The sequence below is a fragment of the Clostridium subterminale genome, from assembly GCF_039521425.1.
In the GTDB taxonomy this organism is placed as follows: domain Bacteria; phylum Bacillota; class Clostridia; order Clostridiales; family Clostridiaceae; genus Clostridium_J; species Clostridium_J subterminale.
This window is the reverse complement of record NZ_BAAACI010000006.1, coordinates 873,647-891,375: the sequence shown is the minus strand read 5'-3', so window position 1 is coordinate 891,375 and position 17,729 is coordinate 873,647. Positions and strand designations below refer to the sequence as shown.

Below are 17,729 nucleotides of genomic sequence, written 5' to 3'. Positions count from 1 at the left end.
TGTTGTATTTGCATAAAAGCCATCTAAAAATAGTAACTTTATACTTACTGTTCCTAGATGGCTTCTTTCATTATATTATTGTTTTATGTTTTATTTAGATTTCCCTTTCGTTAATCCGTTATAACTACCAGGTTTCACATTAAATTTTACCTCTTTTCCATCACTTGTTGCAATTATAGTTCCCTGCTCATCTGTTCTATAGACTTCTACACCTTTATTTTTAAATTTATCCATTACATTTTGTCTTGGATGCCCATAGTCGTTGTCTTGTCCAACCATAATTACACCGTAGGTTGGATTAACCTGATTTAAAAACTCATCACTGGTAGAGGTATGACTTCCATGATGCCCGACCTTTAATACCGTAGACTTTAAATCAAACTTTTTATCTAGGATTTCCCTTTCTGATTCTGCTTCTGCATCTCCTGTAAATAAGAATGATGTATCTCCATACTCCAATTTAATTACTGTGGAGTAATTATTCATATCTTCATAACTTTCACTATTGGGTGCAAGTATGGTACAATTAGCATCTCCCAAGGTGAATTTTTCACCTACCTTAGGTATAGTAAAGCTTAGGTTCTTCTTTTTAGCCGAAGTTACCACATCTTTATAGGTTTTAGTAGTAGTAGTTACCTTAGGCATATATATAGTATCTATTGAAAAGCTATCTATGACCTTGTCTAAGCCTCCAATGTGATCCTCATGAGGGTGAGTTCCTACTAAATATTTAAGTTTCTTTATATTGCTATTTTTTATGTAGTTTACTACTAAATCACTATCATTATTATTTCCTGCATCAATAAGCATAGCCTCGCCCTTATTTTCTATAAGAATACTATCTGCCTGTCCAACATCAATAAAGTGAACTTTAAGTTCACCAGTAATAACATCACTACCATTAATATTCTTATCCTTAGATTCCTTTTGCTCACCTTGAAATATTGTTTTAGTATCGTTATTCTCATAGGATTTATCTTCCACCGTACTTCCTATAAATCCTCCAGTTAAAAATATTATAGCAAGGGTGATAATTACATTTACTAATTTGCTATTTGGCTTATGTTTTACTCCCATGTCATCACTTCTCCTGATTGTATCTTTTGTTTAATATAGAAACTCCTTCACACATATGTTAGAAGGAGTAACTCTAATTATATTCTATTTATATTTTATAAAATTCTACAAAGGATTTTGTTACATAACTATGATCCTTAACTCCTGCAAATTCTCTTATAGAGTGCATAGCAAGGGTTGGATTTCCAATATCTACAGAACGTATATTTAAATGTGTTGAGGATATCGGGCCTATAGTTGAACCACCTCTTGAATCTGAACGATTTACAAACTTTTGTACTGGCACTTCTGCTTTTTCACAAATAGCCTCATATACAGCTGAAGAATCTGAATCACTTGTATATGCACAATTCGCATTTATCTTTATAACAGGTCCTTTATTTACAATTGGTCTGTTAGTTGGATCTGCCTTTTCTGGACTATTAGGATGAACTGCATGAGCATTGTCTGCTGATATAATAAAGGATCTGCTAAGTGCTCTAAAGAACTCTTCTCTACCCTTTTCAAGACAAAGAACTATTCTTTCTAAGATATTGGCTAACATATCTGAATCTGCTCCTTGTTTTGTAGAACTTCCGACTTCCTCATTATCAAAACATACCATTACATTTATTCCATCAGTTATTGGAGCTTCTTTAAGTGCTTCGATTCCAGCATGAACCATTTGAAGATCATCTAATCTACCTGAAGATATAAATTCATCTTTTACCCCTACAATACATCCCTTTTCAAATTCATAAAGGAATAAATCAAAATCTATAATATCTTCTTTATTTACCTTTAATTCCTCTGCTAATATGTTTAATAAGGCATTATCCTTTTCTAATTCTTCGGTTACCATTGCAAGTAGTGGAAGCGTATCTTTTTGTGGATTTAATTCTCCACCAGAATTTGCTTCTCTGTTCATATGAATTGCTAAGCTAGGTATTATTAATATTGGTTTCTTTATATTTACTAACCTTAGCTCTGGATTAAGTAAATTTTCACCTTTTAAAGCAACTCTTCCTGCTAAAGATAGTGGTCTATCCATCCATGTACTTCTTATTAAACCACCATAAACCTCTGTATTTAATTTAATATAATTATTTTCTGATATAATTTCACTATTTGGTTTTATTCTAAATGTAGGTGAATCTGTATGAGCACCTATAATTTTAAATCCATGGTTCTCAATATCACCCTTACCTACAGTAAAGGCAATTAATGCAGATCCATTTTTGGTAGTGTAATATTTCCCACCCTTTTCTAAGTTCCATTTATCCTCTTCTTTTAATTCCTTGAAATTACTACTTTCAAGAGAATCTTTAACATTCTTCACTGCATGAAAAGCAGTAGGACTTTCGTACAAAAAATCTATAAGTTCTCTGGCAAACTTCAATTCTTTGGACATAATTAACCCCCTCCTTTAAACAAAATACTAACAATAGTATACCAAACTTTTACTACATTTCCTATGAATTTTATAATTTTCCCTAATTGATAACACGTTCTCATGTTATACTATAATTATAAGAAAAAATATATTGATAAAGAGGTGTAAAAATTGATTTCTCAAATACTTATAAAAAAGTTTATTAAAAATAGTGAAGATATAAAAAATAAAAAAGTTAGAGAGCGCTATGGATATCTTGGTGGAGTTGTTGGTATTTTAGTAAATCTAGTTTTATTTCTAATTAAAATTACTGCTGGACTTTTAGTTAATAGTATTGCTGTAATTGCTGATGCTTTTAATAACCTCTCAGACGTCGGTGCTTCATTAGTAACTATCTTTGGGTTTAAACTTTCAAATAAGCCAGCAGATAAAGAACATCCCTTCGGACATGGAAGAATTGAGTACATTTCTGGTCTCATAGTTGCATTTTTAGTAATATTAGTTGGCTTTGAGTTCATAAAAAGCTCTTTTGATAGAATAAAAAATCCTGTTCCTGTAGAATTTGCATTACTTCCATTTATTCTTTTAATAATATCTATCTCATTTAAAATATGGTTAAGTAGGTTCTATAAAGGTATAGGTAATAAGATAAATTCTTCTGCTCTTAAAGCTTCTTCTGTAGACTCAATAAGTGATGTAATATCTTCTTCTACTGTAGTTATATCACTACTAATCTCTAAGTTTACCACACTCCCTATAGACGGATACATCGGCTTAGTTGTTTCCTTAGTAATTCTTTATGCAGGGTATAGTCTAATTAAAGATACTTTAAACCCATTGCTTGGAGTTGCTCCTGATGAAGATTTAGTAGAAGATATTCAAAGAATGTTACTTTCCTATGAACATATAGATGGTACTCATGACTTGCTAGTGCATAACTATGGACCTGGAAGAATAATTGCTTCTATTCATGCTGAAATTCCTCTTGATATCTCTGTTGTTGCTGCTCATGAGGTTATAGATAGAGCAGAAAAAGAAATTTCTGCTGAGTTAAGCATATACTTACTCATTCATATGGATCCAGTAACTACAAATGATGAGGAGATTCTCAGTGCAAAAGAAGAATTAGAGGAAGTTTTAAATAAAATTCCTTATATATCTTCCTTTCATGATTTTAGAGTAGTAGGTGAAGGTGACTATAAAAACTTAATATTTGATGTAGTAGTTACAGATGATTTTATAATAACTAAAGAATCAGAACTTCAATTGCAAAAACAAATAAACGAAGAAATTAAGAAAATTTTTCCAAAATACAATGTCATAATCACTGTAGATGCATCTTTTATTTAATTAATTTAGATTTTTCATTAACCATTTTTAACTTAATATAATATTATAATAGTGTAGAAATCATTGGAGGTTTAATTATGACCGGAAAATCCACTCACTACTTTTTAGGTGGCAATACTGGAAAAGGTTTTTATTCTCACTTTAATTATATTGTTTCGCAAAAAGATGCTACTAGAATTATTTGTTTAAAGGGAGGTCCTGGTACAGGCAAATCTTCTCTTATGAAAAAAATTGGAAAACACTACATTGACAGAGGTTATAATGTAGAATTTCATCATTGTTCTTCTGATAGTGATTCTTTAGATGGAATCCTAATTAAAGAATTAAATGTGGCTATGGTTGATGGTACATCTCCCCATATGATAGACCCTGTTACCCCTGGTGCTGTAGATGATATAGTAAATATGGGAATATGTTTAAAAGAAGAGAATTTTAAGAACATAAAATTTCACATTCTAGCTGTAAATAGAGAAATTGGATACTCCTTTAGACGAGCATATAGATTTTTTGCTGCTGCTAAATGTATTTATGATGATTGGTATACATTTAATAATAATGCTCTAAATCTATATGAACTTAATATTTTAAAAGAAAATTTAAAAAATAGAATTCTTCCTAATACCTTCTCCTCACTGGGTAAAAAACGCCACTTATTTGCAACAGGATTTACTCCAAAGGGAGTTATAACTTATATTCACAATATAATAAAGGATATGTCGAATGTTTATGTACTTAAAGGAGCACCTGGAACTGGTAAATCTCAAGTTCTTGAATATATTGCAGATGAAGCTACTAGAAGAGGTCTAGATGTAGAAATTCTACACACTCCACTAACTCCTGAAAAGATTGAACATTTATTAATTCCTGAATTAAATGTTGCCATAGTAACATCAAATGAAATTACTAAAATTGAATTTCATGGTGAGCAATATGATATGGATAGTCTATTAGATACAAATTATACCGAAAAAAAACAAGATGATATAGACGATGTTTCTTCCATATTCTATATTCTACTTCAAAAAGGTCTCGATTGTATAAAAACAGCTAAAGATTTACATGATGAATTAGAAGAATTCTATGTTCCTAATATGGATTTTAATAAAGCCGACCAAATTTATGAGGAAATATTAGCTAAAATTCAAGGATACGAAGAAAATTAATAATATATTTAAAATAAAAATAATAGCACCTAAGGTACTATTATTTTTTATTTTTAATAACTATTAAATCATGAAGTGCTCTAGTACACATTATATACATTAAATTATCCTTATATATATCTCGAATTTCCTCTTCAATTATAATAGCTCCATCAAATTCTAACCCTTTTGCATAATAGCTAGGCATAATCATAGTTCCCTCTGCAATATGAATATTCTCTTTATCTATGATCTTCAATGAAATATCTTCTTTTAACAACTCATATATATCCTTAGACTGAGATAAATTCTTAGTTACTATTGCTATGTTTTCTAGATTTTTTTTCTTTAAGCCAGTTACTAGGTCTATAACATTTTCTTTAAGCTCTCTCTCATCTCTTACTAATATCTCATCAACAGGAGCCCCAGTTCTAACCATAGGTACTATGGAAATAGCATCTATATACTGATTGCTATATTCCATGATTTCTTTAGTTGAACGATAACTTTTATTTAATTTAAACATTTCAACTGAATCCTCACTAAATACATCCTTAATATGACTTAAAGAAGAATCATTTCCATTAGATATTAATTGCTGGTTACTATCTCCAACTATAGTCATAGACTTAGTATTTACTAGTTCTTTTAATACTATAAATTGTAGTGGTGAATAATCTTGAGCCTCATCAATTACTAAATGTTTAATTTCTCTATTAAATTTTAAACCCTTAAGCTTAACTTTTAAGTATAGTATAGCAACTAAATCTTCTTCTGTATATTCTTCATCACCATTAAACTCTTTATATATTTCTTCTATACTTTTTTCATCTAAATAATTTAAGGTAGCTTTTACTTTCATTGCATCTCTTACTAATTCTCTTATCTCTAATTTTCTTTTAAATTCTAAATCATTTATATGAAGTATTAATTCTTCCTGAGTATACTCTTCCTTTTTTTCTTTATATTGCTTTTCAATAGATCTAAACTCTTCATCTCTAACATCACTAATTCTAGAAAATAAAATCCTTTTAATTTTTTTACTTCTCCTAAACAACGGCAGTGAAGTAAAATCTTTCGTAAACATGCTTTTAATTTCTTCTTTAGTTGCTATAACTTTATCCCTAAAGAAAACACCATCACAAATATAACTATTTTCTTCCAACTTAATGATAAGTTTATCTAGATCATCCATAAATTTCAAAGATCTCTTATAAATAATTTTCTTCTCAAAATTTTTGTCTTTGTTAAGAATTCTTTCCATAACATCTTTAATATCTATAACATCATCTACATCTACTAACTCTAAAGCTAAATCTAAAAATGTAGTTTGGAACACGCCTGTCTCGCCTAGAGTTGGAAGAACATTTGAAATATAATCTATAAATATTCTATTAGGTCCTAATATTAAAACCTTATTTTCTAATAGCTTTCTATAGTTATAGATTAAATAAGCAACTCTATGAAGTGCAATAGTCGTTTTACCACTTCCAGCTACTCCATCGACCACTAGTATTTTATTCTTATCTTGTCTTATAATCTCATCTTGCTCTTGTTGTATAGTCATAACTATGTCTTTCAGCTTATCTGAAGAATTTTTGCTTAATACCATTTGAAGAATATCGTCTTTTATATCAATATTAGAATTAAATAATCCCTCTAACTTACCTCTTTTTATGATATATTGGATTCTTCCTAAAATAGAAGCTGTAATTTCTCCATCCGGTGAATTATAATGTCCAACATTTCCTGCACCATTATAAAAAAGTGCTGAAATTGGAGCTCTCCAATCTATAATTAGTGGTTCAAATGTTTTCTCTAAAGTAACTCCGAACCTCCCAATATATATATCTTCTATTCCATAATCTTCTTCTCTAAAAGTAACCTTTCCAAAATAAGGGGAAGACTTTAACACTGTTAGTTCCTTTAATTTTCTATCAGTACTTTTAAAGTTTTCTTCTTTCACATAGTTTTCATGGTCAAAATACTCTATTATCTTATCTTCATCATCTTTAAATTCTTCTAAAACATTTTTCCTGTACTCTAATATGGCATTGGTTATATGCTTTCTTTTCTCTATACACTTAAGGATTTCATCATTTATAATTTTTATAACATGCTCTAATGTTTCTTCTTCTATGGCAACTTCTAGCTGTTTCTTTAATTGTTCTTTAAGACTATTTGACATAAAACCACTTCCTTTATTAGATTCTTATAATAAATTTTCATGGTGACTTATTCTAAATTCTACATTTAAATCTTAGACTCTTCTATCCATGCTAAGTTTACATAATGTGTAGATATATAAAGTTGATTTATATTATTTCTTCCCAGCCTTTTATATCAGTAATTCCAAGACCAGGCTCATCAGATAAAGTGATTTTATTTCCTTCAAAGATTGCCCCTCCAACTATAGGATCTTCTGCAAAGTATATCATTGTATCTAAATCTGCTGTTATCATATTTCCTCTTGATGCTGCAAAACTAGCTGCTGCTGTGATTCCAATCTTACTCTCTAGCATACATCCAACCATGCACCTTATACCCATAGTATCTGCCATATTATAAATTCTTATGGCATTTTGTATTCCACCACATTTCATCAGTTTTATATTAATTAAATCACAAGCTCTATTCTGAATTACCTTAAACGCCTCTGGTGATCCAAATACTGATTCATCAGCCAAAATCATAGTGTCCACATTATCTTTTATAAATTTTAATCCTTCTATATCCCAACCTTTAACTGGTTGTTCCACAAACTCTATATCCAAATCTAATTGCTCTATTTTCTTAATAATTTTTATTGCATCTTTTGGAGACCAACCTTGATTACCATCAACTCTTACTTTTATTCCTTTTCTAATAGCACGTCTAATAAATTTCACTTTTTCAAAGTCTGATTCTACATTATTCCCAAGCTTTATCTTAATATTAGTATAGCCATCTCTAGTAGCTTCATAGGCTGCATTTATCATATTTTCCATCTTATCATCATCTTGTATAGTTATATCTGTAAGTACCGTTGAATTAAAGCCTCCTAATAACTTATATAATGGAGTATTTACTCCTTTGCTCCAAAGATCGTATATAGCAATTTCCACAGCTGCCTTTGCACTATTATTTCCTTTAATGCATTCATCCATAACTTTAAAAATACATTGAAGACAAGTAAGGTCCATGCCCTTAATAAAAGTAGTAATATGCTTAATAGCACCTACAATTGAACTTTCTGTCTCCCCTGTTACCCTTGGTGCTGGAGCTGCACTTCCTATTCCAATGTCCCCATTTTCTGTAAATATCTTTACAACTACTTCGTTAGAATAATTATAAACTCCGTTTTTAGTTACGAATGGTTTTTTTAATGGCATTGTGATTCTACCAACTTTAACATCTGCAATAATCATTTTTATACCCCTACTATTTATAAATTTATATTTTTAATATTATTAATCCTATTTGTATTTTATTCATAAAGAATATGCTAAAAATAAAATAGGATAGATTTTCTACATTTTCGTAAAAATTTCTATCTAGTCAAGTCATAATTATACACCAAAGCCTAAAGTAGTCAAGCTATATAGTAGGTTGTTTTTGTTCAATTTATTTAAATAATAGATATTACTCTCAATATCTATGTATTTCTTAATATTAATCTCCGTTATGTTTTATTCCTATGAACTTTATCCATCCTTTTCTAGCAATATATCTTATGTACATTACAAGCCTCTCTATAGCTACTTCTTCCGTATCACCTAACCTCCTTGCCATCTCAAGTGCAATGTCATATATACTTCTTTTACCATCTATTAAAGTCCATACTAATGATGATTTTTCATCAAAAACTATATCACTAAGATTATTTTTCTTAATCAACCATCTTGCAAACTTTTCTATCGTTTTATTATGTTCAAAATATAAGGTAACTATATTATTTTCATTAATTTTATAGTTATCATGTTCAATTTTAGGAATATATAAAAGAAAATTCTTTTCTTCTTTATTTTGAGTTTTTTTACCTTTCATACAAATCACCTACAAATTAGTTAAGAGCCTCAACGGCTCTTAACTTTAATATTATTCATAATTATATCCACATATTATAATATTATAAGAAATAATCCCAATAATCACCACTTACCTTTAAGTTCTTTCATTATCTCCACTACAAGAAATAAGATAAATAACCACTCCAAGAATTATGAATATAGCTGTTGAGAATATAGAATTTTGAGTTAACCCTTCAAAATTAAGTCCAAAGGCTACGTTAATACCTAAAGTAGCAAAAACTGCAACTACTATACCCATTAAGGCATCTCCAGCAACTAATCCAGAAGATATAAGAATACCTCTCTCTACTTTTTCTTTCATAAGAGATTCATTTTTCTTGAATTTCTTCTCAACAAATATTCTAATTATACCACCTGATAATATACCTGCATTTAAATGTATCGGTAAATAAAGTCCAAGGGCAACTGGAAGTACGGGAAGCCCAGATATTTCTGCAAAGACTGCTATTGATACTCCTACGAATACAAGTACCCAAGGTAATTCACCAGTCATAACACCTTCTATAACCATTGACATCAGAGTAGCTTGTGGAGCTGGCACTGCTTCTGAACCAATTCCATATGTGTTATTAAGCATTAATAATACATATCCACAAACTACAGCACCAAATATTAAACCTAAATACATTCCTATTTGTACTTTCTTTGGTGAACCACCAATTATAAATGTAGTCTTTAAACTTTGGGCAGTACCACCAGCAACAGCTATAGCTACACATACTATACCTCCTACCATAACTGCTGTAATCATCCCCTTTTGCCCTATATTGCCAGTTATCTTTAATATTGCCGCAACAAATAGTAAAGTAGCAATAGTCATACCTGATACTGGATTATTTGATGCACCAATTATACCAACCATTCTTGCAGAAACTACTGCAAAGAAGAATGAAAATACTACTGCCATTAATGAGCCTATTATCCCCACTCTAATTTGTGGCAATAACCATGCAAGAACAAATACTAGTATTGCTGAAGCTATTACCCAAACTATTGGAGGCTCTTCATTTATTCTAGTTATTGTACCATTATCCTTTTTACCTATGCCAGCCATAGCTGCTCTAAAGGATCTAATAATTGTTGGTGCTGATTTACCTAAAGAAATAAATCCACCTGTAGCAACAGCTCCTGCTCCTATATACCTTATATACTTACTCCATATATCTGAAGCTCCCATTTCTGAGATTAACATAGTTGAAGGAAATAATGGCTCTGGAACCGTACTACCTATATATTTAATAAGTGGTATTAATCCAAGCCATGCTACAAGAGATCCTCCAAACATAAATGCTGATGCTCTTGTACCAACTATAAATCCAACACCTAGAAGTGATGCTAATGTATCTATCCCAAATACTGAATTTTGATATGCAGGTATAACCCACTCTGGTCTTTCACTCCAAAGAGCAAATCCTCCAGAAGCTAATTTATAACCCCCACCAATTCCAAGACCCATTAAAACCATTTTAAATCCACTACCGCCTTCACTTCCATTAACTAAAACTTCAGCTGCAGCCATAGACTCTGGATATACTAAATTCCCATGCTCCTCAACTATTAAAAATTTTCTTAGAGGAGTAACAAAGAATATACCTACAAGTCCCCCTAACAGAGTAACAATAACAATTGTAGAAACACTTAAATTAAGTCCCCATAAAATAATTGCTGGTAGTACAAATATAATTCCACCTGCTATAGATTCTCCTACAGCTGCAATTGAAGCAACCATATTAGCCTCTAATATATTATTTCTTCTAAATACTCCTTTTAAAATTCCTGTACCCAGTATTGCTCCTGGAATTCCTGCTGCAATAGTGAGACCAACTTTTAATCCAAGATAAGTGTTAGCAGCTGCAAATATCATTGAAAATAATGCACCCATTACAATAGAGTAAACACTTAACTCAGGCATTGCCGTTGTGGTTGGAATAAAAGGCATATAGTCATCACCCTTTATACCTCCATAGGCAGTATGTGATAATCTTTTATTTTCCTTCATTTATAATTCCTCCTTAGTAAGATATATTAGTCACATTGAATATGCATATTCGACTTATTTTTAATATTAATTTTTTCTTCTTACTCAATTGTTTTCTTAATTGTTTTATTACTAGTTTAGTCATTGTTAAATTACCTTATGCCTTTAAATATATTTTATGGATTGAATTTATCTTTCCCTAAATATAGTTTAATTATTATTGTATTTAACATAAAAATAAATAAAGAAAGTGGTGAAATAAATTTCACCACTTCAATACTTCTTTAATGTTTTATTATTAATATACTATTTTAATTTTCCAAACCTATTAAAAGGAAATATAATAAATTTCCCCTCTCCCTGTATGTCTTCGAAAGATATATAGGGATTTTCCCATAGACGAGCATCAATAGAATTTCCTCTATTATCTCCCATAAACAAATAACAACCTTCCGGTACATTAAAAGTTCCTGCAATATCGCTAAAGCTACTTACATAATTCTCCTCTAGAAACTCTCCATTTATATACACACTTCCATCTGATTGAATTTCTACATTTTCTCCTGGAAGTCCGACTACCCTTTTAATTAAATCTTTATTTAGTTCATCAGAATGAAATACTAAAATATCTCCTCTTTTAATAGATGATGGTTTATATGTTCTCAATGAAAATATTCTATCTCCTGGTGTAATAGTAGGATACATAGATTTAGTTGGAACATTTACATTAAAAAATATAAATTTATTTATTAAAAATCCTAAAATTATAGCAATAAATGCTGGTATAATCCATTCTTTAAGAAATTTTATCACTAATTATTCCCCCCAAAGTCACTTAAAGTTATTTTTATATTACTATACTACCACATTTTAAACAATAAATATCATCTTATCATATATTCTTTCGTTATCTAATTTATTTCCACATATTAATTTATTTAATAATAGGTGAAAAACATACCTACTATTAAATTATAGAAACTGCAAATACTAATATCATAAAATAGTTTTATGTTAATTAAAATTATTTATTCATATAAATATCCAAATAATAAATTATATACTGGGAGGTAATATTTTGATTAATAGAAGAATTGTTTCTTATAGTCAAGTAGAAAACTTTTCTTATTTAAAAACTACTTCTAATCTTTCTATTTCTATTGATAATATGAATTCAGAACTTTGTATCAAAGAACTAAAGAATATTACCTTAGTTCCTAGAAGTGGAACTCATAATAATTTTAAAATAAGAGAAGAAATTATTATGTATGTAATCTCAGGTGAATTACTATATAGCGATAACATAGGAAATTTAGAAACTCTTTCATCTGGAAATTTTCTTTACATTAACTGCATGGATGGAATAACCTATGATATTTTTAATAGTGGTATTGATTCTCTAGATATTATAGAGATATCCTTATACACCAATAATGATGCTTATAATCTAAAAAAGTATAATAAATCTCCTATATTAAATAAATATGACTTTAAAAATTCTATTGAAAATCAGTGGTTATATGTTATTAGTCCTATAAATGGTCTAGCTCCTATTAAATCTAGTTGTGATATTAATATTTATTTTGCATTACTAAACCCTAACAAAGATTTAATTTTTACAATTAATAAAGGGAGACAATGCTATTTATTTCAATATTATGGAGATATTGAGATTTTTACAAATAACTCAGATAATATTACCTTAACAGGCTCAGATAGTGCTTATATATCTAATGAAACTTTTAAATTAAGAGCCATTATTCCTAGCAACATACTTATCATTGAAACTGCAACTTAGTAAATATTAAGGCTATGCTGAAATTAATTAGGAACTTTAGCTCTTTGTTTTTACATAGCTTTAATATTTTATTCTTATTATATCTTCCTATAAAATCCTTTCATTAAATTTCAACCATCTAATATATTTATTATGTGATATTTTATTATTTTTATCGTATAAATAATAAAAGAGTTTTTTATTGGAGGTATCAAGTATTATGAATAACATTGGTATTATAGATATTGGTTCAAATACAGTTCACCTACTAATTGTTAATATAGATGATAAGTCCAATCCAAAGATTATAGATGAGGATAAGGAACATTTAAGACTTGGAGCTACTTTAGCTACTAATAAAATTATAAGTGCTGAAAAAGCCTTAGATATAATAACTGTTTTAAAAAAGTTTTTACGCTCATGCATTATAAATAAAGTTTCTAAAATTATTTCTGTGGCTACGGAGGCTTTAAGAGTAGCAGAAAATAGTAACCATGTTCTTGATTTAATAAAAGCTCATACAGGCATCATAGTTCAAGTTTTATCCCCTAAAGAGGAGGCTTATCTTTCTTACCTTGGAGTTATTTCTACTTGTAACCTAGATAAAGGTATAATAATGGACACTGGTGGAAATAGTACTGAATTAATTTTTATAGAAAAGGGTATATTTACAAATTACACTAGTATTCCTCTAGGTTCTATAAACATAACTGAGAAAATAAAAGTTAATAAGCGTGGCAGATACTTAAGCTGTGACTATAATGAAGACTTTTTTTTCAAGCTATTTTCTAATATACCGTGGATTGAAACTTTTTATGGGAGCTCTTTAGTTGGCATTGGAGGAACTTTTAAGAATCTTGGAAAGATATATTGTAATTATTTAACCACCCCATGTCCATCTACTAATATAATAGAACTTTCCAACCCTTCTGAACTAAAGACTCTTTGCAAAAGTCTTAAAGTTATAAGTTTAAAAGATAGAGAAAATTTACAAGGTCTTTCCAAGAAGCGTGCTGATATTATATTAGGTGGATGTGAAATAATAACTCATATAATAAACTATTGCAACTTTCATAATATTATTATATGTAGTGAAGGCTTGAGAACTGGTATATTAAATAATTATTTAAAATCAACTACTCAACCTAATGAAATACATATAACTATTTAACTTTTTAAATAGTTATATAGTTTCATATGTGTATATACATCATAATAAAAACCACCATAAAAGGTGGTTTTTATTGTTTCTATATTAACTTTGTTATAAATAAGTATAAAAAGTGAGCTAATATACCTGCTACTAATCCACCAAAAGTATGGCTAACTATGGCTTTACCTGTTAACTCTCTACATTTTAATCCATCCATCATTGCAACGTGAGTACTTAAGTATCCACTCCAACACATTCCCATAGCTGTAAATACAGCAATTTCATTACCGCCTATTAATCCATTTTGTAACATTTCCGGCACTAAACCAATTGCAGCTCCTGCAGCCCCTAAAGATGTTATTGGAAAAGCTATAGCTTCTGGACTTTGGAACCCAAATAATGGAACTAATATAAATTGAAGTTTTTCACCAATCCATGGTAAAAGTGCAATACCTTCTGATGCGGCACCAGTATAAGCACCCGATGCTGAAGGTCCATTGGTAAGCATTAAAACTAAAGTACAAATTATTAAAACTCCTGGAATTATAGCAAGTCCCATTTGTACTCCTGAGGCTCCTCCTTCAAGCATAGCACCAATAAATCTTTCTCCAACACTACCATCTCTAATTTCTCTATAGTTCATCATGTCAAAACCAGTATCATTGTCTTGTACACACATTTCTTCTTTACCATAAATTTTTGCGGTTTGTCTAAGCATTAATCTAGTACTTACGATACTTCCTATTATAGCCCCTACATTACCTATTATAGCTGGCAGTATAAAACTTTCTCCTATAGGTGACTTTTGTCCCATCATATAGGTAGTAATAATCAATCCCATTCCAAAGGCTGTTCCTAGATTAGTTAAAGCTGGTAACTGATATTTTTTAAAATATCTTCTAAATCCTTTATCATCTGCTAAAGTAAGTATAGCTGGATTATCAGAAAGATAAGTTGTTAAAACTCCTATAGCACTAGCACCCGGCAAATCATAAAGTGGCTTCATTAATGGTGATAACAATCTGTTAATTAAAGATACCACTCCAAACTCTGATAGAAGTGCAGATATAGCTCCTGCCAATACTGCAATAGCCATTATATAAAAAACTGTTTTCATTAATAAGCTATATGCAGTTTCCATTAGGGTATTAAACATATTTATGGTTCCCATAACACTTCCCATACCTATGAAAAAACCTAAAAATAAAATTAGAAATATAATACCTTCTTTGCTAACGGCCTTTTTCAAACCCTTCTTATGTGTCAATTATTGCTCCCCCTTATTTAAAATTTTTTATATTTTGTGAATATTCCATATTTATTATGAATTATTTACCCATTTATGTCAATAATTATTACTAATAAACTTTTTCACTTATCATTTCGTATTTATGAATATTTTTAATTTATTTTTATAATTATTTATTATATAATATTTTTTTCATTTTTATGAAATATAATCTTACGACATGTATTCCTTTACATTTTTATTTGTATTATATTGACTATCTATTAAAATTATTTCTTTAAATAAATAGTATCTAGAAATTTTATTGTCTAGATACCTTTATTTCAATGACTTTTCAATATAATTTATTTAAAACTTTACCCTACATTGAAAGAATTCATATTCTGAAATTCCTGAAATTCCATTAATGCAAAAACTATTACTTTCTTTATCCTCAATAAATTTATTCATTATTAGGGAATCATCAAATTTGATTTCCTTAATAAAGTTAAGTTGAATATAAGATATTTTCTTTTCTCTATGCCAATCTAAAGAAAAGAAATCTTCTATAAAAGAGATATATTTGGCATTATTAACATGGTTATTTATATCTATATCATTATAATATAGATCCCTCTTAATAGTTTCTATAGCCTCTCCTGGCATCTTTATCTTGTTAAGCTTATTATCAATTACATCTCCTACATTAATATTTATATCTATCGGGCACATAGACGGCTTTTGTGGAAGTCTAGTTTCAACATCTACAATTAAATAATATATCAAAACTCTTCCAATAACTTGTCCATCCTTATCCTCAATCTTAAATCTTCTTTTCATAAAGACTTTTTCACGCCCGCCTAAACAAGTTTCTACCGTTATATCTTCTCCAATTTTGGGATATCTTTCCATTGCAATTTCCACTCTAGATACTACCCAAAATAATCCTTTGTTCATCATAGATTGAAAATCTACTCCTATAATTTGAGAATGACCTTCTGAAACCTGTTGAATGTAATCCATTATTGTAAATAATTTAACATTTCCACTAAAGTCTCCTTCATGAAACTTAATAGTGAATTTTTCTTTATAGTTTAGCTCCAAAATTACACCTTCTTACGCAACTTTTCTTCTTTAATCCTTGTTTATATTATCTTATTATGTAGATTTAATAACAAAATTAGTATATCATAATTTATATATAACATAAAGTTAAGGAGAATAAGTTATGAATAATTTAACAAATAAGCACTTGGTTGTTATTTCAATTGATGGATTAAAAGCAGCTGATTTTGATATAATAAGTAACTTACCAACTTTTTCACAATGTATTCAAAAGGGATCAGTAGTTAGAAAAGTTAAATCTATATATCCATCTTTAACATATCCAGCTCATACTACTATAGTTACAGGTAAGTATCCTAAAAACCATGGTGTTGTAAACAATAAATTACTAGAACCTGAAAAGGCTGCTCCAGATTGGTTTTGGTTTAGAAAATATGTGAATGGTCCAGCACTATATGATATGGCAAAAAGTAAAGGACTTACTGCAGCATCTATATTTTGGCCTGTTACTGGCAGATCCTCTATAAAATATAATATGCCTGAAATCTTCTCTAACAATAAATATGTATCTCAAGAAATGGCATCCCTTCTAGGCGGAAGCCCTATATATCAATTCAATTTGAATAGAAAGTTTAAATATCTCCTTGATGGTATAAAGGAGCCTAACTTAGATAATTTTGCCACTGCTTGTGCTATGGAAACTATAAAGAAGTATAAACCCAATTTACTTTTACTCCATCTCTTAGACTTAGATAGTCAACGTCACGGTTATGGTACTGATTCTAAAGAAGCTGTAGACTCACTTCATCGCCACGATAAACGATTAGCTGATGTAATAAAAGCTTTAAAAGAAGCTGGCATATATGAAAATTCTTCTATAGTTATTTTAGGAGATCATGGATTCCAGGACTTTAATAGAGTTATTACGTTAAATACCTTATTTAGAAATCAAGGATTAATAAACATTGATGATAATAATAGAATTAAATCTTGGAGAGTATATGCAAAATCTTGTGATGGAAGTGCCTATATATATATTAAGGATGACTTTAATAAAAATCTCTCCTCAAAGGTTTATAATATTTTAAAAGCTTTATCTCTTGATGAATCTAAAGGAATTGAAAAAATATATAAAAATGATGAGATTGTTGATTTAGGTGGTGACCCTAAGGCTACATTTATGATTGAAGCCAAAAGAGGATTTATTTTTATAGACCGGTTTAATGATAATATAGTAACTTCAACCACTCCTAAGGAAGGAAAATCCAATGGTAATCACGGTTATCATCCTGATAGTCCTGATATTCATACCCTCTTTATTGGATGTGGTGAGGAGTTTAAAGAAAACTTTTTTATAGACAATATGAATTTAGTGGATATAGCCCCTACCCTCTCAAAAGTTTTAGGTATTAAATTTCCAAAATGCGATGGAAAGATAATTGAGAGAATATTGACTATTCCTTAATCCTTTAAAATTACCCTATAATGTAATAAAGAGATAAGAATTTAAATTAAAT

General features: G+C 29.4%; 14 protein-coding genes. 5 read left to right on the top strand and 9 right to left on the bottom strand.

Going from position 1 to position 17,729, the window contains the following annotated elements; all coding sequences use genetic code 11:
* Positions 1-90: 90 nt before the first annotated feature.
* Together ABDZ93_RS13355 and ABDZ93_RS13350 are read right to left on the bottom strand one after the other, a co-directional pair.
* On the bottom strand, positions 91-1,077 hold the full coding sequence (locus ABDZ93_RS13355) for a ComEC/Rec2 family competence protein (protein WP_343826903.1): 987 nt from the start codon (positions 1,075-1,077) through the stop codon (positions 91-93).
* 88 nt (positions 1,078-1,165) lie between these two features.
* On the bottom strand, positions 1,166-2,467 hold the full coding sequence (locus tag ABDZ93_RS13350; protein ID WP_343826902.1) for a M18 family aminopeptidase: 1,302 nt from the start codon (positions 2,465-2,467) through the stop codon (positions 1,166-1,168).
* 153 nt (positions 2,468-2,620) lie between these two features.
* Between ABDZ93_RS13350 and ABDZ93_RS13345 the strand changes: the two genes are divergently transcribed.
* Complete coding sequence (locus ABDZ93_RS13345; RefSeq protein ID WP_343826901.1) at positions 2,621-3,799, top strand: cation diffusion facilitator family transporter; 1,179 nt, start codon at positions 2,621-2,623, stop codon at positions 3,797-3,799.
* A gap of 77 nt (positions 3,800-3,876) precedes the next feature.
* Entirely contained in the window at positions 3,877-4,962 is a 1,086-nt protein-coding gene (locus ABDZ93_RS13340; protein ID WP_343826900.1) for a PRK06851 family protein, read from the top strand.
* 40 nt (positions 4,963-5,002) lie between these two features.
* On the opposite strand, the gene ABDZ93_RS13335 is transcribed toward ABDZ93_RS13340, so the two are convergent.
* The 5 genes from ABDZ93_RS13335 to lepB form a co-directional block, all read right to left on the bottom strand.
* Positions 5,003-7,129 carry a HelD family protein gene (locus ABDZ93_RS13335; RefSeq protein WP_343826899.1) on the bottom strand — a complete coding sequence of 709 codons (2,127 nt, stop codon included), beginning with the start codon at positions 7,127-7,129 and terminating at the stop codon, positions 5,003-5,005.
* A 127-nt stretch (positions 7,130-7,256) separates the two neighbouring features.
* Positions 7,257-8,348, bottom strand: coding sequence for a dipeptide epimerase (locus ABDZ93_RS13330; protein WP_343826898.1), 1,092 nt, complete (start codon positions 8,346-8,348; stop codon positions 7,257-7,259).
* A gap of 244 nt (positions 8,349-8,592) precedes the next feature.
* Positions 8,593-8,967: a PqqD family protein gene (locus tag ABDZ93_RS13325; RefSeq protein WP_343826897.1), complete on the bottom strand. Its 375-nt coding sequence runs from the start codon at positions 8,965-8,967 to the stop codon at positions 8,593-8,595.
* 117 nt (positions 8,968-9,084) lie between these two features.
* Positions 9,085-11,010, bottom strand: coding sequence for an OPT family oligopeptide transporter (locus tag ABDZ93_RS13320; RefSeq protein WP_343826896.1), 1,926 nt, complete (start codon positions 11,008-11,010; stop codon positions 9,085-9,087).
* A gap of 285 nt (positions 11,011-11,295) precedes the next feature.
* Positions 11,296-11,802 (bottom strand): signal peptidase I, encoded by a 507-nt coding sequence (lepB, locus tag ABDZ93_RS13315; RefSeq protein ID WP_343826895.1) that lies wholly within the window; start codon positions 11,800-11,802, stop codon positions 11,296-11,298.
* Between the two features lie 265 nt (positions 11,803-12,067).
* Here lepB and ABDZ93_RS13310 point away from each other — a divergent pair, with 265 nt between their 5' ends.
* The gene (locus ABDZ93_RS13310; protein WP_343826894.1) at positions 12,068-12,787 is read left to right on the top strand and encodes a pirin family protein; all 720 of its coding nucleotides are present in this window, start codon (positions 12,068-12,070) and stop codon (positions 12,785-12,787) included.
* 199 nt (positions 12,788-12,986) lie between these two features.
* Positions 12,987-13,937 (top strand): Ppx/GppA phosphatase family protein, encoded by a 951-nt coding sequence (locus ABDZ93_RS13305; protein ID WP_343826893.1) that lies wholly within the window; start codon positions 12,987-12,989, stop codon positions 13,935-13,937.
* A gap of 79 nt (positions 13,938-14,016) precedes the next feature.
* On the opposite strand, the gene ABDZ93_RS13300 is transcribed toward ABDZ93_RS13305, so the two are convergent.
* Complete coding sequence (locus ABDZ93_RS13300) at positions 14,017-15,186, bottom strand: CD0519/CD1768 family membrane protein (protein ID WP_343826892.1); 1,170 nt, start codon at positions 15,184-15,186, stop codon at positions 14,017-14,019.
* 330 nt (positions 15,187-15,516) lie between these two features.
* Positions 15,517-16,251: an acyl-[acyl-carrier-protein] thioesterase gene (locus tag ABDZ93_RS13295; RefSeq protein ID WP_343826891.1), complete on the bottom strand. Its 735-nt coding sequence runs from the start codon at positions 16,249-16,251 to the stop codon at positions 15,517-15,519.
* Between the two features lie 124 nt (positions 16,252-16,375).
* Between ABDZ93_RS13295 and ABDZ93_RS13290 the strand changes: the two genes are divergently transcribed.
* Positions 16,376-17,677 carry an alkaline phosphatase family protein gene (locus tag ABDZ93_RS13290; protein WP_343826890.1) on the top strand — a complete coding sequence of 434 codons (1,302 nt, stop codon included), beginning with the start codon at positions 16,376-16,378 and terminating at the stop codon, positions 17,675-17,677.
* The last annotated feature ends 52 nt before the right edge of the window (positions 17,678-17,729 follow it).

Excerpts from the sequence above, each read along its gene's own strand:
- ABDZ93_RS13320 (WP_343826896.1), bottom strand. The coding sequence starts at position 11,010 with ATGAAGGAAAATAAAAGATTATCACATACTGCCTATGGAGGTATAAAG.
- ABDZ93_RS13350 (WP_343826902.1), bottom strand. The coding sequence starts at position 2,467 with ATGTCCAAAGAATTGAAGTTTGCCAGAGAACTTATAGATTTTTTGTAC.
- ABDZ93_RS13340 (WP_343826900.1), top strand. The coding sequence starts at position 3,877 with ATGACCGGAAAATCCACTCACTACTTTTTAGGTGGCAATACTGGAAAA.
- ABDZ93_RS13305 (WP_343826893.1), top strand. The coding sequence starts at position 12,987 with ATGAATAACATTGGTATTATAGATATTGGTTCAAATACAGTTCACCTA.
- ABDZ93_RS13330 (WP_343826898.1), bottom strand. The coding sequence starts at position 8,348 with ATGATTATTGCAGATGTTAAAGTTGGTAGAATCACAATGCCATTAAAA.
- ABDZ93_RS13335 (WP_343826899.1), bottom strand. The coding sequence starts at position 7,129 with ATGTCAAATAGTCTTAAAGAACAATTAAAGAAACAGCTAGAAGTTGCC.
- ABDZ93_RS13325 (WP_343826897.1), bottom strand. The coding sequence starts at position 8,967 with ATGAAAGGTAAAAAAACTCAAAATAAAGAAGAAAAGAATTTTCTTTTA.
- ABDZ93_RS13290 (WP_343826890.1), top strand. The coding sequence starts at position 16,376 with ATGAATAATTTAACAAATAAGCACTTGGTTGTTATTTCAATTGATGGA.
- ABDZ93_RS13355 (WP_343826903.1), bottom strand. The coding sequence starts at position 1,077 with ATGGGAGTAAAACATAAGCCAAATAGCAAATTAGTAAATGTAATTATC.